19 protein-coding genes are annotated in these 23,575 nt (G+C 61.0%); 2 read left to right on the top strand and 17 right to left on the bottom strand.

From position 1 onward, the window contains the following. Positions 1–167 precede the first annotated feature (167 nt). A complete protein-coding gene (locus tag HU811_RS12310) occupies positions 168–1,046 on the top strand; it encodes a LysR family transcriptional regulator (RefSeq protein ID WP_186656096.1) in 879 nt (292 codons plus the stop codon). Between the two features lie 55 nt (positions 1,047–1,101). Here HU811_RS12310 and HU811_RS12305 read toward each other — a convergent pair whose 3' ends face one another. The 15 genes from HU811_RS12305 to HU811_RS12235 form a co-directional block, all read right to left on the bottom strand. After that, a complete protein-coding gene (locus tag HU811_RS12305; RefSeq protein WP_186656095.1) occupies positions 1,102–1,578 on the bottom strand; it encodes a PA2171 family ribosome-binding persister protein in 477 nt (158 codons plus the stop codon). A 201-nt stretch (positions 1,579–1,779) separates the two neighbouring features. Further along, positions 1,780–2,883, bottom strand: a complete 1,104-nt coding sequence (locus HU811_RS12300; RefSeq protein WP_186656094.1) for an NAD(P)/FAD-dependent oxidoreductase — start codon at positions 2,881–2,883, stop codon at positions 1,780–1,782. Positions 2,884–3,014: 131 nt separating this feature from the next. Next, positions 3,015–4,478: an NADH-quinone oxidoreductase subunit NuoN gene (gene nuoN, locus HU811_RS12295; RefSeq protein WP_047227742.1), complete on the bottom strand. Its 1,464-nt coding sequence runs from the start codon at positions 4,476–4,478 to the stop codon at positions 3,015–3,017. A 7-nt stretch (positions 4,479–4,485) separates the two neighbouring features. Then, a complete protein-coding gene (gene nuoM, locus HU811_RS12290; protein WP_186656093.1) occupies positions 4,486–6,018 on the bottom strand; it encodes an NADH-quinone oxidoreductase subunit M in 1,533 nt (510 codons plus the stop codon). 39 nt (positions 6,019–6,057) lie between these two features. After that, a complete protein-coding gene (gene nuoL / locus HU811_RS12285; protein ID WP_092399211.1) occupies positions 6,058–7,911 on the bottom strand; it encodes an NADH-quinone oxidoreductase subunit L in 1,854 nt (617 codons plus the stop codon). Further along, entirely contained in the window at positions 7,908–8,216 is a 309-nt protein-coding gene (gene nuoK, locus HU811_RS12280; RefSeq protein WP_044463936.1) for an NADH-quinone oxidoreductase subunit NuoK, read from the bottom strand. Before nuoK ends, nuoL begins: the two co-directional genes overlap by 4 nt. A gap of 4 nt (positions 8,217–8,220) precedes the next feature. Then, entirely contained in the window at positions 8,221–8,721 is a 501-nt protein-coding gene (gene nuoJ / locus HU811_RS12275) for an NADH-quinone oxidoreductase subunit J (RefSeq protein ID WP_047227739.1), read from the bottom strand. A 9-nt stretch (positions 8,722–8,730) separates the two neighbouring features. Next, positions 8,731–9,279, bottom strand: a complete 549-nt coding sequence (gene nuoI / locus HU811_RS12270) for an NADH-quinone oxidoreductase subunit NuoI (RefSeq protein WP_047227738.1) — start codon at positions 9,277–9,279, stop codon at positions 8,731–8,733. A gap of 11 nt (positions 9,280–9,290) precedes the next feature. Continuing rightward, the gene (gene nuoH, locus HU811_RS12265) at positions 9,291–10,298 is read right to left on the bottom strand and encodes an NADH-quinone oxidoreductase subunit NuoH (protein ID WP_047227737.1); all 1,008 of its coding nucleotides are present in this window, start codon (positions 10,296–10,298) and stop codon (positions 9,291–9,293) included. Then, positions 10,295–13,009, bottom strand: coding sequence for an NADH-quinone oxidoreductase subunit NuoG (gene nuoG / locus HU811_RS12260; protein ID WP_186656091.1), 2,715 nt, complete (start codon positions 13,007–13,009; stop codon positions 10,295–10,297). The genes nuoH and nuoG overlap by 4 nt, the downstream gene beginning before the upstream one ends. 142 nt (positions 13,010–13,151) lie before the next feature. Then, positions 13,152–14,510 carry an NADH-quinone oxidoreductase subunit NuoF gene (nuoF, locus tag HU811_RS12255; protein ID WP_092399207.1) on the bottom strand — a complete coding sequence of 453 codons (1,359 nt, stop codon included), beginning with the start codon at positions 14,508–14,510 and terminating at the stop codon, positions 13,152–13,154. Then, positions 14,507–15,004, bottom strand: coding sequence for an NADH-quinone oxidoreductase subunit NuoE (gene nuoE, locus HU811_RS12250; protein WP_014337676.1), 498 nt, complete (start codon positions 15,002–15,004; stop codon positions 14,507–14,509). Before nuoE ends, nuoF begins: the two co-directional genes overlap by 4 nt. Positions 15,005–15,006: 2 nt before the next feature. Next, the gene (gene nuoC, locus HU811_RS12245) at positions 15,007–16,791 is read right to left on the bottom strand and encodes an NADH-quinone oxidoreductase subunit C/D (protein ID WP_047227734.1); all 1,785 of its coding nucleotides are present in this window, start codon (positions 16,789–16,791) and stop codon (positions 15,007–15,009) included. Between the two features lie 72 nt (positions 16,792–16,863). Then, positions 16,864–17,538: a NuoB/complex I 20 kDa subunit family protein gene (locus HU811_RS12240; protein WP_024779314.1), complete on the bottom strand. Its 675-nt coding sequence runs from the start codon at positions 17,536–17,538 to the stop codon at positions 16,864–16,866. 10 nt (positions 17,539–17,548) lie between these two features. Continuing rightward, positions 17,549–17,962, bottom strand: a complete 414-nt coding sequence (locus HU811_RS12235; protein ID WP_011062185.1) for an NADH-quinone oxidoreductase subunit A — start codon at positions 17,960–17,962, stop codon at positions 17,549–17,551. An 893-nt stretch (positions 17,963–18,855) separates the two neighbouring features. Between HU811_RS12235 and HU811_RS12230 the strand changes: the two genes are divergently transcribed. Then, positions 18,856–20,757, top strand: a complete 1,902-nt coding sequence (locus tag HU811_RS12230) for a HAMP domain-containing methyl-accepting chemotaxis protein (RefSeq protein ID WP_496198549.1) — start codon at positions 18,856–18,858, stop codon at positions 20,755–20,757. A gap of 119 nt (positions 20,758–20,876) precedes the next feature. Here the strand turns inward: HU811_RS12230 and aceA are convergent, their stop codons facing one another. Both aceA and HU811_RS12220 read right to left on the bottom strand, forming a co-directional pair. Beyond that, the gene (gene aceA / locus HU811_RS12225) at positions 20,877–22,202 is read right to left on the bottom strand and encodes an isocitrate lyase (protein WP_014337679.1); all 1,326 of its coding nucleotides are present in this window, start codon (positions 22,200–22,202) and stop codon (positions 20,877–20,879) included. Positions 22,203–22,659: 457 nt separating this feature from the next. Then, positions 22,660–23,421 (bottom strand): secretin N-terminal domain-containing protein, encoded by a 762-nt coding sequence (locus HU811_RS12220; RefSeq protein WP_186656085.1) that lies wholly within the window; start codon positions 23,419–23,421, stop codon positions 22,660–22,662. Positions 23,422–23,575: the final 154 nt, after the last annotated feature.

The following is a 23,575-nucleotide window of genomic DNA, read 5'->3' as shown; positions in this document are numbered from 1 at the left end:
CGTCATCGCGAGCAGGCTCGCTCCCACATTTATCCAGGGTGACTACAGATTCCTGTGGGAGCAAAGCTTGCTCGCGATGACGGCGGCACCTTCACCCTCTATGCAACCTGTCTCCCCCTATCCACAATACCCACCAGAACATCCTGACTGTCCACCCTGGAATGACAATGAACCCCTTCGAAGAAATGCGCATTTTTGCCCAGGTCATGGAGTCGGGCAGTTTCACCGCAGCGGCGGAAAAGCTCGGGCTGTCCAAGCAGTTCGTCAGCCGCAAGCTCATGGAGCTGGAGCAGCGGCTGGGCGTGCGTTTGCTCAATCGCTCGACACGCCGGCTGGATGTGACCCCGCTGGGCCAGCGCTATTACGAAGCTGCGCTGCGCCTGCTCAATGAAGTCGAACAGGTGGAGCAGGGCATCAGTGGCCAGACCAGCGAGCCGCGGGGCACCATTCGTCTCAGCGCACCGCTGTCGTTCGCGGTCGCGCATCTGGGCAGCCTGTTACCGCTGTTCTTGCAGCGCCATCAAGAGGTGAGTGTCGAGGTGGATTTGAGTGACCGCTCGGTTGACCTGCTGGGGGAAGGCTACGACATCGCGCTGCGCATTGGCGTGCTGGAGGATTCGACGTTGATCGCCCGGCGCATCGCGACCATCGAGCGGGTGTACTGCGCCAGTCCCGCCTATCTGGCGCAACGCGGCACACCCGAACGACCGGAAGACCTGCGCAATCACGATTGCCTGCCCTATGGGCATAGCCGTCAGGTGCAATGGCGATTCGGTGGAGGCAGTAAACCGCTGACCCTGGAGGTCGCCGGACGCATGCGCGCCAATAACGGTGATTTGCTCAGGGATGCGGCTGTCGCTGGCATGGGCATCACGTACCTGCCGACGTTCATTGTTGGTGATGCATTGAAGGACGGTCGATTGATCAAGGTGCTCGAAGGCTTCGAGACAGAGGCGTTGGCGCTGTCGGCGGTCTATCCGCAACATCGGCAAAGTTCACGCCCGGTGCAGGCGCTAGTGGAGTTCTTGCGAGAACAGATGCAGTGAGCTGCCCGGCTGCGTTCAGCCGTGGCAAACGGCTGAACGCATCGGCAGTGCCTGATCAGGCGGCCAGGCTGGAGCTGCTCATTTCTTTTTTGTACTGCGCCTTCATGGTCTCCATCTGCTCGCCCAACGACTCCAGCGTCGCTTTGCCCAGCAGTTTTTTGGCTTGAGGGAACATCTCGGTTTCTTCTTCTTCGATATGGTGCTCAAGCAACTCTTTGACCACTTTCACCCGGCCGGCAAATTCTGGCGTGGACGGGTCAGTGTTCTTCAGGTCCGGCAGCACTAGCGAGTCGACAGTGCGGTGCTCTTCCTTGGCCTCGTAGTACATCTCGGCCTGCTCCTTGCCGCCAGCCTGCTTGTAGGCCGGATAGAGAATTTCTTCTTCGAGTCGGGTATGAATGGAAATTTCCATTTCCAGTTTCGCCAACAGGTCGGTGCGTTTCTTGATGCCGCGGCTGGTTGATTCGCTCAGCTGGGCAAGGATGGCTTTGACGCGTTCATGGTCGGCTTTCAACAGGTCGATGGCGTTCATAAGTAGCTCCTGGCAATTCACGGATGCGGGCCGGCTTCAAGCGCCTGCGCCGCGTTCCAGGGAAATTGCATCAGCCGTGCCAGCCAAGGATTTTTTAAAAGTCTTTTAAAAACAAAAGGTTGTATAAGTCTGTATTTAGCTCGTCGTGCAGCCTGCATGAGGGCAGGAAAAAATGCATTGCACTTTGCGCTGCCCCAACCGCTAAACCATCAGTTGCCGCACCCGCCCGGCAAGCGCCAGGCATGAAGTCAGCCCGGGCGATTCGATCCCGAACAGATTGATCAGCCCCGGGACCTGATGCTCGGCTGGGCCGCTGATGAGGAAATCGCGGGCGGGCTCGTTGGGGCCGGAAATTTTCGGACGGATGCCGCTATAACCCGGTTGCAGGCTTTGGTCCGGCAAGTCAGGCCAATAACTGCGAATCGCCGGATAAAAGGCCTCGGCCCGGGCCGGGTCCACACGGTAGTCCTCGCGCTCGATCCACTCGGTGTCCGGACCGAACCGGGCCTGGCCCGCCAAATCCAGGGTCATGTGAATACCCAGGCCGGCAGCTTCCGGAGCGGGGTAGATCAGATGCCGGAAAGGCGCGCGTCCGGTCAGGCTGAAGTAGTTGCCCTTGCACAAATAATCGCGGGGCACCGAGTGCGGCGCCAGTCCTTCGATACAGCGGGCGAGGGCGGGCGCCTGGAGGCCAGCCGCATTGATCAGGCGGCGGCAGGACAGACTCATCTGCGCCGTACCACCCAATTGCAGCATGAAACCACCGGTGAGGGTCCGCGCCCTCAGCAAGGGTGTGTGGAATACGATGTCGGCACCGGCCGCTTCGGCATCGCCCTGCAAGGCCAGCATCAGCGCATGGGCGTCGACGATACCGGTGGAGGGCGAATACAGCGCGGCGACACACGCCAGGGCCGGTTCCAGCGCCTGGGCCTGTTGCTGATCGAGCAGACGCAGGTCGTCGACACCGTTCTTCAATCCTCGCTCAAGCAAGGCCTTGAGCCCGTCCACCTGAAGCTGATCCTTGGCAACGATCAATTTACCAAGCCTTTGGGTCGCGACCCCGTGACTGTCGCAATACGCGTACAACCGCTGGCGACCTTCGACGCACAGCTGCGCCTTGAGGCTCCCCGGAGGGTAATAGATGCCGGCATGGATGACTTCGGAATTGCGCGAGCTGGTGCCCATGCCGATGGCTTCGCCGGCTTCGATCAACAGCACTTCGTGACCGGCCTGGGCCAGTTCCCGAGCCACGGCGAGCCCGACCACGCCAGCGCCCACCACCACGCAATCGATGTCCATGCCCAAACCCTTTCCCCTTGGAGTCGTCTATGGTCAAGCGCCTCAGGATAGCCCGGCGTAGGCGACTTCTACAGCCCAAAAAAAATGCCCGTATCTGGCGATACGGGCATTTTTTGATGACTACACCGTTCGGGCGATCAACCCGTCAGGCCAGCCTGCTGGACCAACGTCAGCAACGGCTGCGGGTACACACCGAGGAAGAACGCCAGTACGGCGATGGCCAGCAGCATCACGCCGCCTGCCTTCTGTTCCCAGTGCAGCTCGGCGTCGTGGCGACGCAGGTTCGGTTCCATCAGGTACAGGGTGACCATCACGCGCAGGTAGTAGAACACGCCGATGGCACTGCCCAGCACCAGGGAGCCGACCAGCCACCATTGGTGCGCCTCGACGCCGGTGGCGATGATGTAGAACTTGCCGATGAAACCGGCGGTCAGCGGGATACCGGCCAGGGACAGCATCATCACGGTCAGTACGGCGGTCAGGTACGGACGGCGCCAGAACAGGCCGCGGTATTCGTACAGGGCGTCGGCGTCGCGGCCGTTGTACGGCGAGGACATCAGGGTGATCACGCCGAAGGCGCCGAGGCTGGTGATCACGTAGGTGACCAGGTACACGCCGATGGCCTCCACGGCCAGGCCCTTGCTGGCGATCAGGGCGATCAGCAGGTAACCGAAGTGGGCGATGGACGAGTAACCCAGCAGACGCTTGAGGTTACTCTGGGTCAGCGCCAACAGGTTACCGAACAGGATCGACGCGATGGCGATGATGGTCAGCACGTCGCTCAGTACACCGCTGCTGGCCACTGGCGAGATTTGGAACAACCGCACCATCACTGCGAACACCGCGACTTTCGACGCGGTGGCCAGGAACGCCGCCACCGGAGCCGGGGCGCCTTCGTAGACGTCCGGGGTCCAGAGGTGGAAGGGCACCAGCGACAGCTTGAACGCCAGGCCGATCAGCATCATGCCCAGGCCCAGTTGCGCGATCGGGCTTGGCAGGCCGGTGGCCGCCAGGGCCTGGCCGATGCCGACGAAGCTCAGGGTGCCGGCTTCGGCGTAGAGCAAGGCCATGCCGAACAACAGGAACGCGGAACCGGCGGCCGACAGCACCATGTACTTGATGCCGGCTTCCAGGGAGCGTTTGTTGAAGAAGGCATAGGCCACCAGACCGTAGACCGGCACCGACAGCAGCTCCAGGCCGATGAACAGGCTGGCCAGGTGCTGTGCGCTGACCAAAACCAGGCCACCGGCGGCGGCCATCAGGATCAGCAGGTACAGTTCTTCACGGTTGCCCGGGTAACCCGTACCGCCATCGCCGAGGTAGGCGTGGGCGAGGGTGACGCAGGCGAGGGTGGCGACCAGGATCAGCGCCATGTACAGGCAGGCGAAACTGTCGATCTGCAACAGCGGTGTGACCGCCAGCGGCGCGACTTTCAGGGCCGGCAGAATCGACAGCAGGGCCAGGTTCAGCCCCGCCACCGACAGCAGGAAGGTCTGTGAGTGATTACGCCGCCAGGCGATCGCCAGCATCACCACGATGATCGTGGCGCTGGTGATCAACAGCGGCGCAAGCGCGATAAAGTGTTGAATCGTGAATTCCATAGCGCTCTTACCGGGCCGAAGCGAGTTGAGAGAAGGCGGTGCCGAGCCACTGCTGCACGCCATACATCGTGGCGGCAGAGGTGTCGAGGAACGGTTGCGGGTAGACGCCGAGGTAAACCAGCAGCACCGCAAGGCCGAGCACCATGATCAGTTCGCGACCGTCCATGCCGCGCAGCACTTCATCCGACTTGGTCGGACCGAAGTAGGCGCGGTGGATCATGATCAGCGAGTAGACCGAACCGAACACCAGGCCAGACGTAGCGATGGCGGTGATCCATGGAGCGCTGACGAACGAGCCGATCAGGATCAGGAACTCGCCGACAAAGTTACCGGTGCCCGGCAGGCCCAGGGACGCCGCTGCGAAGAACAGGCTGATGGCCGGCAGGTACGCGATGCGCGACCAGATGCCGCCCATTTCACGCATGTCCCGAGTGTGCAGACGCTCGTACAACTGGCCGCTGAGGATAAACAGTGCCGCCGCCGACAGGCCGTGGGCCAGCATCTGGATCACCGCGCCTTGCAGGGCCAACTGGCTGCCGGAGTAGATCCCGATCAGCACAAAGCCCATGTGCGAAACGCTGGAGAAGGCGATCAGGCGCTTGATGTCGGTCTGGGCGAACGCCAGGAACGCACCGTAGAAAATCCCGATCAGACCCAGGGTCATGGCAATCGGCGCAAACTCGGCCGAGGCGTTGGGGAACAGCGGCAGGGCGAAGCGCAGCAGGCCATAGGCCGCCGTCTTCAGCAGGATACCGGCCAGGTCCACGGAACCGGCGGTCGGTGCCTGGGCGTGGGCGTCCGGCAGCCAGGAGTGGAACGGCACCACCGGCAGCTTCACCGCGAAGGCGATGAAGAAGCCCAGCATCAGCACGTATTCGGTGGTGCGCGACATCTGCACTTTCAACAGGTCGGCGTAGTTGAAGGTAATCACGCCGGTGTTGTTGAAGTTGACCAGCACCAGACCCAGGATCGCCACCAGCATGATCAGGCCGGAAGCCTGGGTGAAGATGAAGAACTTGGTCGCCGCGTAGATCCGGGTTTTCTTGCCGTCCGAAGAACTGTGACCCCAGAGCGCGATGAGGAAGTACATCGGCACCAGCATCATTTCCCAGAAGAAGAAGAACATGAACAGGTCCAGCGCCAGGAACACGCCGACGACACCGCCCAGGATCCACATCAGGTTCAGGTGGAAGAAACCGACGTGACGCTGGATCTCTTTCCAGGAGCACAGGACCGAGAGGATACCCAGCAGGCCGGTCAGCAGGATCATCAGCAGCGACAGGCCGTCGAGGGCCAGGTGCACGCTGATACCGAAGCGTTCGATCCAGATGTGCTTGAACTCAAGCGCCCAGGTCGGATCGGCGCCAGGGGCCGGAGCAAATGAATAGTCGCCGGTCGCCCAGAGCCAGAGGCCGAGTGCGAGTTCCAGGGACATGGTCAGCAGCGCAATCCAGCGCGGGAGGGTGGAGCTTGAACGCTCCGCCATCCAGCACAGCAGGCCGCCGATGAAGGGGATCAGGATTAGCCAGGGCAGAATCATGACGGGCTCGTTTCCTTTCGCAAGTTCGCAAGGTTCATATCAGACCGCTACCAGCACGATGGCGCCGATAACCAGCACGGCGCCAGCCGCCATGGAAGCCGCATACCAACGCAGTTGACCGGTCTCGGTACGGCTCAGGGCAGTGTGGCCGCCCTTGGCCATACGCGGGATCAGGCCAATGGTCTGGTCGAGCGGGTCTTTGCGCAGAATGTGGCTGATCGCAAGGTATGGCTTGACGAACAGTTTGTCGTAGATCCAGTCGAAGCCCCAGGCAGCGAACCACCAGGCCGAAAGGAACCGCCCGATGCCGCTGTTGGCGATCGCCGTGACGAAGCGACGTTTGCCCAGGAACAGCAGGGCGGCCAGCAGGATACCGGCCAGGGCGATGGCGCCCGAAGCGATTTCCAGGCTGTGCTTGGCGTCGCCGCCGGCATGGCCGACGCTTTGCGGCAGTACATCGGCCAGCGGTGGCGTGATCATGGCGCCGACGAAGGTCGACAGCACGATCAGCACCGACAGTGGCAGCCAGTGGGCAATGCCGTGGCCAGCGTGGGCTTCGGTCTTGGCTTCACCGTGGAACGCGATGAAGATCAGGCGGAAGGTGTACAGCGAGGTCATGAATGCACCCACCAGGCCTGCGTAGAGCAGACCCTGGTTACCGCTGGCGAACGCTTCCCAGAGGATCTCGTCCTTGGAGTAGAAACCGGCGGTGACCAGTGGCAGGGCCGCCAGGGCCGCGCCGCCGACGATGAAGCTGGCATAGGCCAGCGGCAGCTTCTTCCACAGGCCGCCCATCTTGAAGATGTTCTGCTCGTGGTGGCAGGCAACGATCACCGCACCGGAAGCAAGGAACAGCAGCGCCTTGAAGAAGGCGTGGGTCATCAGGTGGAAGATCGCGCCTTCCCAGGCGCCGACGCCCAGGGCCAGGAACATGTAGCCAATCTGGCTCATGGTGGAGTAGGCGAGGATCCGCTTGATGTCGGTCTGGACCAGGGCGGCGAAACCGGCCAGCACCAGGGTCACACCGCCGACGATGCCCACCAGGTGCAGGATGTCCGGCGCCAGGGCGAACAGGCCGTGGGTACGGGCGATCAGGTAGACACCGGCGGTCACCATGGTTGCGGCGTGGATCAGTGCCGACACCGGGGTAGGGCCGGCCATCGCATCCGCCAGCCAGGTTTGCAGCGGCAGTTGTGCGGATTTACCGACAGCGCCGCCCAGCAGCATCAGGGTCGCCAGGACCATCCAGAAGTCGCCAGCCTGGAACTTCTGCGGCGCCAGGACCAGCAGTTCCTGGATGTTCAGCGTGCCCAGTTGCTGGAACAGGATGAACAGGCCGATGGCCATGAACACGTCGCCGATCCGGGTCACGATGAACGCCTTGAGCGCCGCGTTACCGTTGTTGCGGTTGCTGTAGTAGAAACCGATCAACAGGTACGAGCACAGGCCCACACCTTCCCAGCCGAAGTACAGGAACAACAGGTTATCGCCGAGCACCAGGAACAGCATGCTGGCGATGAACAGGTTGGTGTAGGCGAAGAAGCGCGAGTAACCGGCTTCACCGCGCATGTACCAGGAGGCGAACAGGTGGATCAGGAAGCCCACGCCGACTACCACGCCCAGCATGGTCACCGACAGGCCATCCAGGTACAGGGCGAAGTTCGGCGTGAAGCCTTCCACCGCCATCCACTGCCACAGCACCTGCACGTACGCGCCACCTTCCGGCGGGGCGACGTTGAACTGCCAGATCACGTAGGCCGTGACGATGGCAGACAGGCCGATGGACCCTACGCCAACCAGCGCCGAAAGGTTCTCCGACCAGCGTCCACGAGAGAACGACAGCAGCAGGAAACCGATGAGGGGGAATACGAAAGTCAGAAAGAGTAGGTTCATCCGCGCATCTCGCTGGCAGCGTCGATATCGAGAGTGTGGAAGCGGCGATACAGCTGCAACAGAATCGCCAGGCCGATACTGGCCTCGGCGGCTGCCAGGCTGATCACCAGGATGAACATGACTTGTCCATCCGGCTGCGCCCAGCGAGCGCCCGCGACGATGAAGGCCAGGGCGGAGGCATTCATCATGACCTCCAGGCTCATCAGCACGAACAGAATGTTACGGCGGACCATCAGGCCGACCAGACCGAGGCAGAACAGGATGCCGGCAACCGCCAGACCATGCTCGAGAGGGATAGCAGGCATGTGATTACTCCTTCGCCTCGTTACGGCCCAAATGGAACGCCGTGACGGCTGCGGCAAGCAGCAGCATCGAGGCGAGTTCGACCACCAGCAGATACGGGCCGAACAGGCTGATGCCCACGGCCTTGGCGTCTACGGTGGTGTGGCCGATGGCCTGGCCGCTCTGATGAGCGAACAGCACATACAGCAGTTCACCCAGCAGCAGCGCGGCGAGAATCACCGGCCCGGCCCAGATGCCCGGCTTGAGCCAGGAGCGTTCTTGCTGCACCGAGGCCGGGCCCAGGTTCAGCATCATCACCACGAACACGAACAGCACCATGATGGCGCCAGCGTAGGCGATCACTTCCAGCGCACCGGCAAACGGCGCACCGAGACTGAAGAAGGTCATGGCCACGGCGATCAGCGAGATGATCAGGTAGAGCAGGGCGTGCACGGGGTTGGTGTTGGTGACCACTCGAAGCGTGGAGACCACCGCGATACCCGATGCGAAATAGAAAGCGAATTCCATCTTTCTTCCTTAAGGCAGCAAGCTCTTCACGTTGATCGGTTCGGCTTCATTTTGCGCGGCGCCTTTTGGCTTACCGGCAATGGCCATACCTGCAACACGATAGAAGTTGTAATCAGGGTTTTTACCGGGACCGGAAATCAGCAGATCTTCTTTCTCGTACACCAGGTCCTGACGTTTGAACTCGGCCATTTCGAAATCCGGTGTGAGCTGGATCGCGGTGGTCGGGCACGCTTCCTCGCAGAGGCCGCAGAAAATGCAGCGCGAGAAGTTGATACGGAAGAAGTCCGGGTACCAGCGACCGTCTTCGGTTTCGGCTTTCTGCAACGAGATGCAGCCCACCGGGCACGCTACGGCGCACAGGTTGCAGGCTACGCAGCGTTCTTCGCCGTCGGGGTCGCGGGTCAGGACGATGCGGCCGCGATAACGCGGCGGCAGGTAGACCGCTTCTTCCGGGTATTGCAGGGTGTCGCGCTTGCGAAAGCCATGGCCGAAGATCATGACCAGGCTTCGCAGTTGGGTACCGGTACCCTTAACGATGTCGCCAATATATTTGAACATGGGTCAAATCCTCACTGAACCGCGGCCGCAGGCGTGTTCATCAACACGATCGCAGCGGTCACCAGCAAATTGATCAGGGTCAGCGGCAGGCAGAATTTCCAGCTGAAGTCCATCACCTGGTCGTAGCGCGGGCGCGGGATCGAGGCGCGCAGCAGGACGAACAGCATGATGAAAAACGCGGTCTTCAGGGCGAACCAGACGAAGGACAGTTGCGGCAGGATGCCGAACGGACCGTGCCAGCCACCGAAGAACAACGTCACCAGCAGCGCCGAGATCAGGATGATGCCGATGTATTCACCGACGAAAAACATGCCCCATTTCATGCCGGCATATTCGATGTGATAACCGTCGGCCAATTCCTGTTCCGCTTCCGGTTGGTCGAAGGGGTGACGGTGAGTCACGGCCACGCCAGCCACGAAGAAGGTACAGAAACCGAAGAACTGCGGAATGATGAACCACAGGTTCTGGGCCTGGTACTCGACGATGTCGCGCATGTTGAACGAGCCGGCCTGGACCACCACGCCCATGAGCGCCAGGCCCATGAACACTTCGTAGGACACGGTCTGGGCCGAGGCCCGCAGGCTGCCCAGCAGGGCGAACTTGTTGTTGCTCGACCAGCCGGCGAACAGCACCGCATACACCGACAGACCCGCCATGGCGAAGAAGAACAGCAGGCCGATGTTCAGGTCCGCCACGCCCCAGGTCGGGGTGATCGGGATGATCGCGAAGGCGATCAGCAAGGCGCTCATGGCCACGACCGGTGCCAGGGTGAAGATCACCTTGTCGGCAAACGGCGGCGTCCAGTCTTCCTTGAAGAACATCTTGATCATGTCGGCGGCGATCTGGAACATGCCGAACGGGCCGACGCGGTTCGGACCGTAACGGTCCTGCCACCAGCCCAGCAGGCGACGTTCGACGAAGCTCAGCAGCGCTCCGCAGACCACCACGGCCAGCAGGATCACGATGGCCTTGAGAACCGTCAGGATCACGTCGATCACTTCAGGGGTAAACCAGCTCATTGCGCTGCCTCCTGCAGACCGTCGACGGTTTTGCCGAATATCGCCGGTGGAATACCCGCCAGGCCGGCCGGCAGGGCCACCAGGCCGGCGCCCAGTTCTTCATTGATGCGCAGCGGCAGACGCAAGGTCTGGCCCGCGACGTTCAGGCTCAGCAGGGCACCGTCGTTGACGCCCAGGCGATCGGCTTCGGACTTGGCCAGCGACACGTAGGCGGCCGGGATGCGTTCCTGGACCGGAGCGGCTTTGGAAGAGTTCTCTTCACTGCCGAACAGGTGGTGGAACGGTACGACCTGCCAGGTGCCCGGTGCCGGGTTGAAGGCGCGCGGCACGCTGGCGAACCAGCTCAGGCCATCGCCCTGGCTTTCGATCAGGCGAGTGCCCGGGTCACCGGCACGCAGGTGACCGCCGACTTCGTCCTGGAACTTGTTCCAGGCTTGCGGCGAGTTCCAGCCCGGCGACCAGGCGAACGGCACTTGCGAGCGCGGTTCGGTGGAGCCCGAGTAACCTTCCATGGAGAACGAGAACGCAGTGTCGTTGTCCTGGGAGGTCCGTGGTTCGTGGACGCTGATGTCGGCGCGCATCGCGGTGCGACCGGAGTAGCGCAGCGGTTCGCGGGCCAGCTTCAGGCCCTTGATGCGGAATGCGGCCGATGGCGCGGCATCGACGATGCGAGCCAGTTGCGGGCTGCTCGAAGCGACGGCGGCGGTGACATGGTCCAGTTGCGTCCAGTCGATCGGCTGGTTCAGCAGGGTGGCGCGCAGGGCATGCAGCCAGCGCCAGCCTTCGTGAACCAGGATGCTGGCGTCCAGGTAAGTCGGGTCGAACACCTGGAAGAAGCGCTGGGCGCGACCTTCCTGGCTGACCAGCGTACCGTCGCCTTCGGCGAAGCTTGCCGCCGGCAGCACCAGGTGGGCGCGGTCGGTGGTGGCGGTTTTCTGGTGGTCGGCAACGATCAGCACTTTCGCTGCACTCAGGGCAGCGTCCACCCGGGCTTTGTCAGTGCGGGTGTACAGGTCGTTTTCCAGCACCACGATGGCGTCGGCGCTGCCGTCGATCACCGCTTGCAGCGCTGCGTCCAGCGATTCGCCGCCGAGCATGGCCAGGCCGAGGCTGTTGGCTTCCGGCACGATCAGGCTGATGGAACCGTTCTTCTCGCGCAGCTTCAGTGCCTTGGCGATGTTGGCGGCGGCCTCGATCAGCGCCTTGGAACCCAACGAGGTGCCGGCAATGATCAATGGGCGTTTGGCCGCCAGCAGGGCGTCGGCGATACGTTGGGCGAGGGCGGCTGCTTCGCTGTCCAGGCCTTCGACGGCCGGGGCGCTGGCGTCCAGGGCGTGGGCCACGGCAAAACCGATGCGCGCCAGGTCGTCGGGAGCTGCGTGGACACATTCTTCGGCGACGTCGTCGAGCTTGGTTTCCGTCAGGCTGGCAATGAACAGCGGGTTAAGCGCGTGCTGGCCGATGTTCTTCACGGCCGCGTCGAGCCATGGCTGCACGCGCATGGCGTCGGCCATGTCTTCGGCCTTGCCCTTGACCGACTGGCGCAGGGCCAGGGCCATGCGCGCGGCCGTCTGGGTCAGGTCTTCGCCAAGGACGAACACCGCGTCGTGGTCTTCGATGTCACGCATCGTCGGCACGGGCAGCGGGCTGTCCTTGAGCACTTGCAGTGCCAGGCGAATGCGTTCCAGCTCGCCTGCTTCAATGCCGCTGTAGAAGTGCTCGGCGCCGACCAGTTCACGCAGCGCGTAGTTGCTTTCCAGGCTAGCCCGTGGCGAACCGATGCCGACGATGTTGCGACCGCGCAGCAGGTCGGCGGCTTTATCCAGTGCTTCGTCCAGGCTCAGCTTGGCGCCGCCCGCCAGCAGTGGCTGACGCGGGCGATCGGTGCGGTTGACGTAGCCGTAGCCGAAGCGGCCACGGTCGCACAGGAAGTACTGGTTGACCGAACCGTTGAAGCGGTTTTCGATGCGACGCAGTTCGCCGTAGCGTTCGCCCGGGGAAATATTGCAACCGCTGGAGCAGCCATGGCAGATGCTTGGCGAGAACTGCATGTCCCACTTGCGGTTGTAGCGCTCGGAGTGAGTCTTGTCGGTGAACACACCGGTCGGGCAGACCTCGGTGAGGTTGCCGGAGAACTCGCTTTCCAGGGTGCCGTCTTCAACGCGACCGAAGTACACGTTGTCGTGGGCGCCGAACACGCCCAGGTCGGTGCCGCCGGCGTAGTCCTTGTAGAAACGCACGCAGCGGTAGCAGGCGATGCAGCGGTTCATCTCGTGGGAGATGAACGGGCCCAGTTGCTGGTTCTGGTGGGTGCGCTTGGTGAAGCGATAACGGCGCTCGTTGTGGCCGGTCATCACCGTCATGTCTTGCAGGTGGCAGTGACCGCCTTCCTCACAGACCGGGCAGTCGTGAGGGTGGTTGGTCATCAGCCATTCGACGACGCTGGCGCGAAACACTTTCGCTTCTTCGTCGTCGATGGAGATCCAGCTGCCGTCGGTGGCAGGGGTCATGCAGGACATGACGATCCGACCACGCTTGTCGTTTTCGTCGGTGTACTGCTTGACCGCGCATTGGCGACAGGCGCCTACGCTGCCAAGGGCGGGGTGCCAGCAGAAATAAGGGATGTCGAGGCCCAGGGACAGACATGCCTGTAACAGGTTGTCTGCGCCATCGACTTCGAGCTCTTTGCCGTCTACGTGGATAGTGGCCATGGTTCAAAGTTCTTCGTTGGCCCGGTGTCAGCGGGCGTGGCTAATGGAATCTTGTTATTCGTCCGAATCCAAACAGCCTTGGTGAAAAGGCGTCATCGAACGAAAGGCGAAGGGCACGGACCCTTCGCCTTTTTAAGCGTCGTTACGCGCCGACCATGGTCGGCGTGACCACCTGATTGAGATCACCGGCGCGCGTTGGCGCGATGCCGGCCTCGAATTCAGAGCGGAAGTATTTGATCGCGCTGCCCAACGGCTCCACGGCACCCGGTGCATGAGCACAGAAGGTCTTGCCCGGGCCGAGGAAACCCACCAGACCCAGCAGGGTCTCGATGTCGCCTGCCTGGCCTTCGCCGTTTTCAATGGCCCGCAGCAGCTTGACGCTCCAGGGCAGGCCATCGCGGCAAGGGGTGCAGAAACCGCACGACTCACGGGAGAAAAACTCTTCCATGTTGCGCAGCAGGGACACCATGTTGACGCTGTCGTCCACCGCCATGGCCAGGCCGGTGCCCATACGGGTACCCACCTTGGCGATGCCGCCGGCATACATTTGTGCGTCCAGGTGTTCGGGCAACAGGAAGCCGGTGCCGGCGCCGCCGGGCTGCCAGCACTTGAGCTTGTAACCGTCGCGCATGCCGCCGGCGTAGTCTTCGAACAACTCGCGGCCGGTGACGCCGAATGGCAGTTCCCACAGGCCCGGGTTCTTGACCTTGCCGGAGAAGCCCATGAGCTTGGTGCCCATGTCTTCGCTGCCGTCGCGGGCCAGGGATTTGTACCAGTCCACGCCGTCGGCAATGATCGCCGGCACGTTGCACAGGGTCTCGACGTTGTTCACGCAGGTCGGCTTGCCCCACACGCCGACGGCGGCAGGGAAGGGCGGCTTGGAGCGCGGGTTGGCGCGGCGGCCTTCCAGGGAGTTGATCAGCGCGGTTTCTTCCCCGCAGATGTAGCGCCCGGCGCCGGTGTGGACGAACAGCTCGAAATCAAAGCCCGAACCCAGGATGTTCTTGCCCAAGAGGCCTGCGGCCTTGGCTTCTTCCACGGCACGGTTCAGGTGCTTGGCGGCGGTGGTGTATTCGCCGCGCAGGAAGATGTAGCCACGGTAGGTTTTCAACGCACGGGCACTGATCAGCATGCCTTCGATCAGCAGATGGGGCAGTTGCTCCATCAGCATGCGGTCTTTCCAGGTGTTGGGCTCCATTTCATCCGCGTTGCACAGCAGGTAGCGGATGTTGATGGACTCGTCCTTGGGCATCAGGCCCCACTTCACGCCAGTGGGGAAGCCCGCACCGCCGCGACCCTTGAGGCCGGAGTCTTTGACGGTCTGGACGATGTCGTCCTGGGCCATGTCGCTGAATGCCTTGCGCGCGGCGGCGTAGCCATTCTTGGCCTGGTATTCGTCCAGCCATACCGCTTCGCCGTCGTCACGCAGACGCCAGGTCAGGGGATGGGTTTCGGCCGAACGCTGGATGCGGTTGGCGGGCCCGAAGGAAGTCAGGGTCATACGTAGCCCTCCAGCAGTTTGGCGACGCCGTCAGGCTGGACGTCACCGAAGGTGTCGTCGTCGATCATCAGCGCCGGTGCCTTGTCGCAGTTGCCCAGGCAGCACACCGGCAGCAGCGTGAAACGACCGTCGGCGGTGGTCTGGCCCAGGCCGATGCCCAGCTTGCTCTGGATCTCGCCGACCACGGACTCGTGGCCGCCGATGTAGCAGACCATGCTGTCGCAGACGCGAATGATGTGGCGGCCCACTGGCTGGCGGAAGATCTGGCTGTAGAAGGTGGCGACACCTTCGACGTCGCTGGCCGGGATGCCGAGGATCTCGCCGATGGCGTAGAGCGCGCCATCAGGCACCCAGCCACGTTCCTTCTGGACGATCTTCAGGGCTTCGATCGACGCCGCGCGCGGGTCTTCGTAGTGATGCAGCTCGTGCTCGATGGCCGAGCGCTCGGTTTCGCTGAGGGCGAAACGGTCTGTCTGGATAAGCGTGCTATTCATGCTTAGCGGTCCACGTCGGCCATAACGAAATCGATACTACCCAGGTACGCAATCATATCCGCGACCATGCTGCCTTTGATCACCGAAGGGATCTGCTGCAGGTGTGGGAAGCTTGGGGTGCGAATCCGGGTGCGGTAGCTCATGGTGCCGCCATCGCTCGTCAGGTAATAACTGTTGATGCCCTTGGTCGCTTCGATCATCTGGAAGGACTCGTTGGCCGGCATGACCGGGCCCCACGAAACCTGCAGGAAGTGCGTGATCAGGGTCTCGATGTGTTGCAGCGTGCGCTCTTTGGGCGGCGGCGTGGTCAGCGGGTGATCCGCCTTGTACGGGCCTTCCGGCATGTTGCGCATGCACTGGTCGATGATCTTGATGCTCTGGCGCATCTCCTCGACGCGAACCATGCAGCGGTCATAGGCATCACCATTGACTGCCAGCGGTACTTCGAATTCGAAGTTTTCGTAGCCGGAGTACGGGCGCGCCTTGCGCAGGTCGAAGTCGCAACCGGTGGAACGCAGGCCCGCACCGGTGACACCCCATTCCAGGGCCTCTTTGGTGTTGTACGCGGCGACCCCGATGGTACGGCCCTTGAGGATGCTGTTCTGCAAGGCGGCCTTGGTGTATTCGTCCAGGCGCTTGGGCATCCATTCGACGAAATCCTTGACCAGCTTTTCCCAACCCCGCGGCAGGTCGTGGGCAACGCCACCGATGCGGTACCAGGCCGGGTGCAGGCGGAAACCGGTGATGGCTTCGATCACCGTGTAGGCCTTCTGGCGGTCGGTGAAGGTGAAGAACACCGGGGTCATGGCGCCCACGTCCTGGATGTAGGTGCCCAGGAACAGCAGGTGGCTGGTGATCCGGAAGAACTCGGCCATCATGATGCGGATGACGTCGACCTTTTCCGGCACCTTGATCCCGGCCAGTTTTTCGACCGAAAGCACGTACGGCAGGTTGTTCATCACGCCGCCGAGGTAATCGATGCGGTCGGTGTAGGGAATGTAGCTGTGCCAGGACTGGCGCTCGCCCATCTTTTCGGCGCCACGGTGGTGGTAACCGATGTCCGGAACGCAGTCGACGATCTCTTCGCCGTCCAGCTGCAGGATGATGCGGAATGCACCGTGGGCCGAAGGGTGGTTCGGGCCCAGGTTGAGGAACATGTAGTCCTCGTTCGCCCCGGAGCGTTTCATGCCCCAGTCTTCCGGCTTGAAGCGCGCGGCTTCTTCCTCGAGCTGTTGCTTGGCCAGGGACAGGCTGAACGGATCGAACTCGGTGGCGCGGGCCGGGAAGTCCTTGCGCAGCGGGTGACCTTCCCAGGTTGGCGGCATCATGATGCGCGTCAGGTGCGGGTGGCCGGGGAAATCGATCCCGAACATGTCCCACACTTCACGTTCGTACCAGTTGGCGTTCGGCCAGATACCGGTCACGGTCGGCACGCTGAGGTCGCTCTCGGACAAGGCGACTTTGATCATCACGTCACTATTACGTTCGATCGACATCAGGTGATAGAACACGGTGAAATCGACGCCGTCTGGCAGCCCTTGACGCTTGGTGCGCAGACGCTCGTCCACGCCATGCAGGTCATAAAGCATGACGTACGGCTTGGGCAGGTTGCGCAGGAACGTCAGGACTTCGACGAGTTTGGCGCGGGCAACCCAAAGCACCGGCATGCCGGTGCGGGTCGGCTGGGCGGTGAACGCCTCGGGGCCAAAACGGTTGTTCAGTTCGACGACCACATCCTGGTCGTCTGCCTTGTAAGGCGGGATGTACAGAGCACTGCCTGTAGTCATGGTTATTTATCGCTTTCGGTCAACGTAAAGAATGAAGCCAGGTTCTCGTTTCTTATGCAGAGCAGAGCTGGATCAGACTTCGTCGGGGCTGCGCAGGTTGGTGACTGCGATACGCTGTTCGCGGCGCTGTTCCTTTTGCGATGGCATCTCGGCGCGATAGACGCCTTGATCACCAACGACCCAGGACAGTGGGCGACGCTCCTGGCCAATCGACTCCTGCAGCAGCATCAAGCCTTGCAGGAACGCTTCAGGGCGAGGCGGGCAGCCAGGCACGTAGACGTCCACGGGCAGGAACTTGTCCACCCCTTGAACGACGGAATAGATGTCGTACATGCCACCGGAGTTGGCGCACGAACCCATGGAGATAACCCACTTCGGTTCGAGCATTTGCTCGTAGAGACGCTGGATGATCGGCGCCATCTTGATGAAGCAGGTCCCGGCAATAACCATGAAATCCGCCTGGCGCGGCGATGCCCGGATCACCTCGGCGCCAAAGCGCGCGATGTCGTGGGGCGCCGTGAAGGCGGTGGTCATTTCCACGTAGCAGCACGAAAGGCCGAAGTTGTACGGCCACAGGGAGTTCTTGCGACCCCAGTTGACCGTGCTGTTCAGCACGTCTTCGAGCTTGCCCATGAAGATGTTTTTGTGGACTTGATCTTCTAACGGATCGGAAACGGTTTCCCGCTCGCCAATCGGATACTGCTCGTTAGGAGCATCGGGGTCGATCCTGGTGAGATTGTATTGCATTGCCAAAGCCTCATTGTTTCAGCTTCGCTTGCCGCTTACGACGACCTTCCGGAGCCCAATCAAGAGCCCCCACCCGCCAAAGGTAGACAAGACCTGCCAACAGAATTGCTATGAAAACGAGAGCTTCGACGAATCCGGTCCAGCCGCTTTCGCGGACGGACACAGACCATGCAAAGAGAAAGAGGGCTTCGATATCGAAGATCACGAAGAGCATCGCGACCAGATAGAATTTGGCTGAGAGCCGCAAGCGGGCGCCACCGGTAGGCAGCATGCCGGACTCGAACGGTTCATTTTTGCTGCGGCCCCAGGCTTTTGACCCGAGCAGGCTCGACACGCCGAGCATGAAGGCACACAGGCCGACAACGCCCAGAAGGAAAATGGCAAAGCCCCAGTTGTGGGCCATGAGTCCTGTCGCTTCGGGCATGCTGGAAATCCTTAACAGAGAGCAAAGGTCTCTGAGCTTGAAAAGAAATAACGCAGTGACGATATGTCGCAGCAATCAATCGCGGTGATTTTATGGCTAAACACCGGGCAAGTAAAATTCCTGTAGCGAAATTATTTATTGGAATAAGGACATAGCGCACCTCCAAGACCCTGCGGCCCCGGCGGGGCGGGGATTGGGCGGTTATTCATCAATTATATTTCGTGCGGAATGTAACAATGATAATGACTTCCAAATGATAATTATTATTATCTGAGTCAACCTTTTCTACAGTGCACTTAGTATCGTGTCCGAGAGGCTGTCTTACATCGTCGCTACTGCAATTGTCAGCGTCGGACGTTTTACTCCTTTTCGGACTGCCCAATACTGCCTTCGATCAATTTTTCTACCCGTGCGCCGCAGTTTTTTTGAGGGCGGGCTTGGTGAAGGTTGGATCTGCCTGGGGACTGCTCCTGTGGGAGCCAAGCTTGCTCGCGATGCCGGCAACGCTGTCCCGAGGCAGACTGCGCAATCGTTCATCGCGGGCAAGCCTGGTTCCCACAGATGCAGGCTTGCTCTTACAGAGTAGGTTGCTTCAAAAAAAACGGGTGAAAAAACCGGAGGTGTTCGATCAATGTCGCTCAGTTGACCTCGCGTAGAACCTAGGGCCGGGGGGCGCGCGTTCAATCGACACCGTTTTGCGAGCAAAAAAATCGGCACGAGGGTGGGCGCAAGGTCTTGAAGAGGTGATATCAAATGGCTATCTTTACGCTTCATTCATCTAATCATCTATATCAATACTGGTTAGATTTTCGCCCCCTTCTTAGATAGCCGTGTCAGTTTCCACCGTTCGCGGCTGATACCCAAGGAATGTCATGAACTCTCGGATCGCGAATATGAGCGTTATGCTCAAGCTGGCTTTGGGCTTTGCTGTTGTGCTGCTTCTGACCGCTATTCTCGCCGCGACCGGCTGGTTCAGCCTGGGAAAGATGATCGAGCGTACTGATCGAATGACCAGCATTACCGAGCTTGGCAACCGTCTTGATCATCTGCGCAGGGCTCGCTTGCAGTACCAGTTGGACCGGGGTGATGAACAAAAGGGTGCATTGATCCAGGCGTCGCTGGAGCAGTTCGTCGCCCAGCAAAAAAGCCTCGCAAAAGAGCTGAGAAAACCTGAAAACCTGAAGAAACTTGCCCTGATCGAGCAGGCCAGCACGCAGTATCAAGTGGCACTGAATACGATGCGTGAGGCGTATCGCAATGACGCAGCCATGCGCAAGGAGATGGGCGTCAATGCGGTCAAGGGCGCCGCGCTGATTGCCAAGGTCATCAATGACGTAGAAGCAATGCCTGCCTCGGATGAGCGCCGTTTTGACCTTTTTAAGCTCATCCTCAAAGCTAAAGAGGATGTGGCGCTGGTGCGTTATGAAGTGCGTGGTTATACCGGCAACCCCAACAGCACCACAGAACAAGCCGCCACCCGCCAGCTCGAAAATGCGTTCAAGACCATCGAAGCGCTCAACAGCGCTTTCGGCCCGACCTATACCGACACCTTCAAGCAACTGGAAACTGCGCTGATTGCTTACCGTCGTTCGGTGCAGAACTTCACGACCAGTAATCAGGCCATGGGCAAGGCTGTGCAGGACACCCTTGATTTGGGTGAAACCATCACCCGGCTGTCTGACGAAATGTATGCCAGCCAACTGGCCTCCCGTGACGAAGACAGCGCCCAGTCCCGTATCTTGCAGTTGAGCTGTACTGCCTTGGCGATGCTGTTGGGAATTTTTGCCGCCCTGATCATCACCCGCCAGATTACACGGCCGTTGCAAGACACATTGGCTGTGGTCGATCGCATTGCGGCAGGCGACCTCACGCAACACATGATCGTGACTCGTCGTGATGAGCTGGGTGTCTTGCAGCAAGGTATTCAGCGCATGGGCACCACCTTGCGCGACCTGATCGGTGGCATCCGCGATGGCGTCACCCAAATCGCCAGCGCCGCCGAAGAATTGTCGGCCGTCACCGAGCAGACCAGCGCCGGGGTCAATAGTCAGAAGATCGAGACCGATCAGGTGGCGACCGCCATGCACGAAATGTCGGTTACCGTGCATGAGGTCGCGCGTAATGCCGAACAAGCTTGCGCAGCCGCATCAGAGGCCGATGCACAGGCCCGTATTGGCGACCAGGTTGTTGCGCAAGCCATCGTTCAGATCGAGCGCTTGGCCAGCGAAGTCGGGCGCTCAGTCGACGCCATGGATGAGTTGGAACAGGAAAGCGCGCGCATCGGCAAGATCATGGACGTGATCAGAGCGGTGGCTGAGCAGACCAACTTGCTGGCCCTTAACGCCGCCATTGAGGCCGCTCGCGCGGGTGACGCCGGGCGCGGTTTTGCCGTGGTCGCCGACGAAGTGCGTGGGCTGGCCCTGCGTACCCAGCATTCCACCGAAGAGATTGAGAGCCTGGTGGCGGGCTTGCAGGACGGCACGCGTCAGGTGTCGAGTATCATGCGAAACAGCCGCGAACTGACCGACAGCAGCGTGGAATTGGCCGGCAAGGCCGGCATCTCCCTGGGCAACATCACTCAGGCAGTTTCTGGTATCCAGGCCATGAACCAGCAGATTGCTGCTGCTGCGGTGCAACAAAGCTCAGTGGCCGAGGAAATCAGCCGCAGTGTTCTGAGCGTGCGCGATGTATCCGAACAGACCGCCTCGGCCAGCGAAGAAACTGCAGCCTCCAGCATCGAACTGGCGCGCCTGGGTAACCAGTTGCAGCAGTTGGTCAGCCACTTCAAAGTGTAAAAAACGCAAGAAAAACGCAGGCAAAAAAAGCCCCGAACCAGTCGGGGCTGCAGAACGTCGGCTTTGCGGTTAGCTTTTATTCGGTCCGCAAGGGCCGTTGACTCAAGGCAAGCCGAGGATCAGTGAAACTGCTCTTCTTCGGTGGAGCCGGTCAGCGCGGTGACCGAGGAGGTGCCGCCCTGGATCACGGTGGTCATGTCGTCGAAGTAGCCGGTGCCCACTTCCTGCTGGTGAGCCACGAAGGTGTAGCCCTTGGCGGCGTCAGCGAACTCCTGCTCTTGCAGCTTCACGTAGGCGGTCATGTCGTTGCGGGCGTAGTCATGCGCCAGGTTGAACATGCTGTGCCACATGTTGTGAATGCCGGCCAGGGTGATGAACTGGTGCTTGTAGCCCATGGCGGACAGTTCGCGCTGGAACTTGGCGATGGTCGCGTCGTCCAGGTTTTTCTTCCAGTTGAAGGAAGGCGAGCAGTTGTACGACAGCAGTTGGTCCGGGTATTCCTTCTTGATCGCTTCGGCGAAGCGACGCGCCTCGTCCAGGTCCGGCTTGGCGGTTTCGCACCAGATCAGGTCGGCGTACGGCGCGTAGGCCAGGCCACGGGCGATCGCCTGGTCAAGACCGGCGCGAACCTTGTAGAAGCCTTCCTGGGTGCGGGTACCGGTCACGAACGGCTGGTCGTACGGGTCGCAGTCGGAAGTCAGCAGGTCAGCGGCGTTGGCGTCGGTACGGGCCAGGATGATGGTCGGTACGCCGGCAACGTCGGCGGCCAGGCGGGCAGCGGTGAGCTTCTGCACGGCTTCCTGGGTCGGCACCAATACTTTGCCGCCCATGTGGCCGCATTTCTTCACCGAAGCCAGTTGGTCTTCGAAGTGAACGCCGGCGGCGCCTGCTTCGATCATGCTCTTCATCAGCTCGTAGGCGTTCAGTACGCCGCCGAAACCGGCTTCAGCGTCGGCCACGATTGGCGCGAAGTAGTCGATGTAGCCTTCGTCGCCTGGGTTCTTGCCGGCTTTCCACTGGATCTGGTCGGCACGACGGAACGAGTTGTTGATGCGTTTGACCACGGTGGGAACCGAATCCACCGGGTACAGCGACTGGTCCGGGTACATCGACTCGGCGGAGTTGTTGTCCGCAGCCACTTGCCAGCCCGACAGGTAGATCGCCTGGATACCGGCCTTGACTTGCTGTACAGCCTGGCCGCCGGTCAGGGCGCCCATGCAGTTGACGAAATCTTTCTCGGGACGGAAGGCTGGCTTGGCGCCCTGGGTGACCAGGTTCCACAGTTTCTCGGCGCCCATTTTCGCAAAGGTGTGCTCAGGTTGAACCGAGCCACGCAGACGGACGACGTCAGCAGCGGAGTAATTGCGCTTCACGCCTTTCCAGCGCGGGTTTTCAGCCCAATCTTTTTCAAGGGCTGCAATTTGCTGTTCGCGTGTCAGTGCCATGGAGATAAACCTCGTCGCATAGGTCTGGGGTGGAAAATTCCTGCTCCTGCCGACCAGGGGTTGGACGGTCAAGTCGGTTCAAGCGGGGAGGCGACGGGATGAACGATGGGCTCGAGAGGAAAGTGAGCAGGTAGAGGCGAACTGCGGGCGCATTCGGGCGTCGTGGGCCTTTATACGAACTCAGAGTGATGCCGGGTTACCTAGTTACGCTTCCGTCCCTCGGGACAACTTCGTTCCAGTCGCAACCTCGTCAAACACACCTTGTGGGCGGTACAGACACGAATCGGCTCGCAGGGTAGTTGCAAGCGTCGACCCGAAGGCCCTTGCCAGGGCCCCTGATTAGCGGGAGCGAGGCCATCATGCCTTCGGTTTTTTGGCTCGTCAAACGTTTTGTAGTGCTTTTTTTGTGGCACTACATCTTTGGTCTAATACGACTCATCAGTCAGTTTTTGGTGCTTCAGTTCAGGGTATCCACCTTAACCCGCAGAATCATGTCGTCCCGGCCTTGGGTCGAGTAGCTGCGGCTCAGCCCCTGTTTATCGGCCTGGGTCTGGCGATTGACGCCGGCCAGGGTGATCCATTCACCCAAGCGGCCGCTGACCGTTGTGTCGGTACTTTGAACGTTCACTACATCGGGACGCTCCTGGCTCATGCGGTCACGGTTGGTACTGATGTTCAGATGAACGGTCTCGCCGGTGACGCTGGCCGTGACATAAAAGCCCTGGGTGACGTTGCGGTATTCGGTCTGGCTTTGCAGGCGGCCGTAGGTGTCGGTCTGGGTGCTGGTGACCGGCACGCTCTGGCCGACCTGAATCAGCGCCGGCTGGCCTTCGCTGGCTTGTACCTGTTGCACGCCGCCTTCACGGCTGGCGGTGCTGCGGTTGATGATGCGGGTCTGGCTGGGAGTGGCGCCGTTGATCGAATAGCCCTGGTCGCCCTGCAAGTTGTTTTCGTTGGTGTCGACCGTGATCAGCAGGCGCTTGGGGGCGGTGTCCAGTTGGGCGAGAAATGCCTTGAGCGCCTCGATTTTCCCAGGCTCGGCATTGACGATCAGTTGGTTGCCATAGGCGCTGACCTGGCCGTCCTTGCCGATGAAATTCTGCGCCACCGGCAACAGGTCGGCGCTGGTCCGGTAGTTCAGCGGGACGATTTCAGTAGCGGCCATCACCGACAGGCTGCAGCCGAGCAGCAGGGTGGCGAGCAGGGTGCGTAAGGACATGTCCATTTCTCCGCGAGACAAAGGCTTGATATTGCCAGTTTGTCGGCCCGGGGTGGGGCAAGTTGAATGTTAGACGGCAAAACGCCCCGGCATCGGTGGATGGCGAGGCGTTTTGAGGCGTTGCATGATGCTTTTGTGGCGAGGGAGCTTGCTC

The sequence above is a fragment of the Pseudomonas tehranensis genome, assembly GCF_014268615.1.
Classification (GTDB): domain Bacteria; phylum Pseudomonadota; class Gammaproteobacteria; order Pseudomonadales; family Pseudomonadaceae; genus Aquipseudomonas; species Aquipseudomonas tehranensis.
Note: the sequence above shows the minus strand (reverse complement) of the source record. Positions and strands in the feature narration are given on the sequence as shown.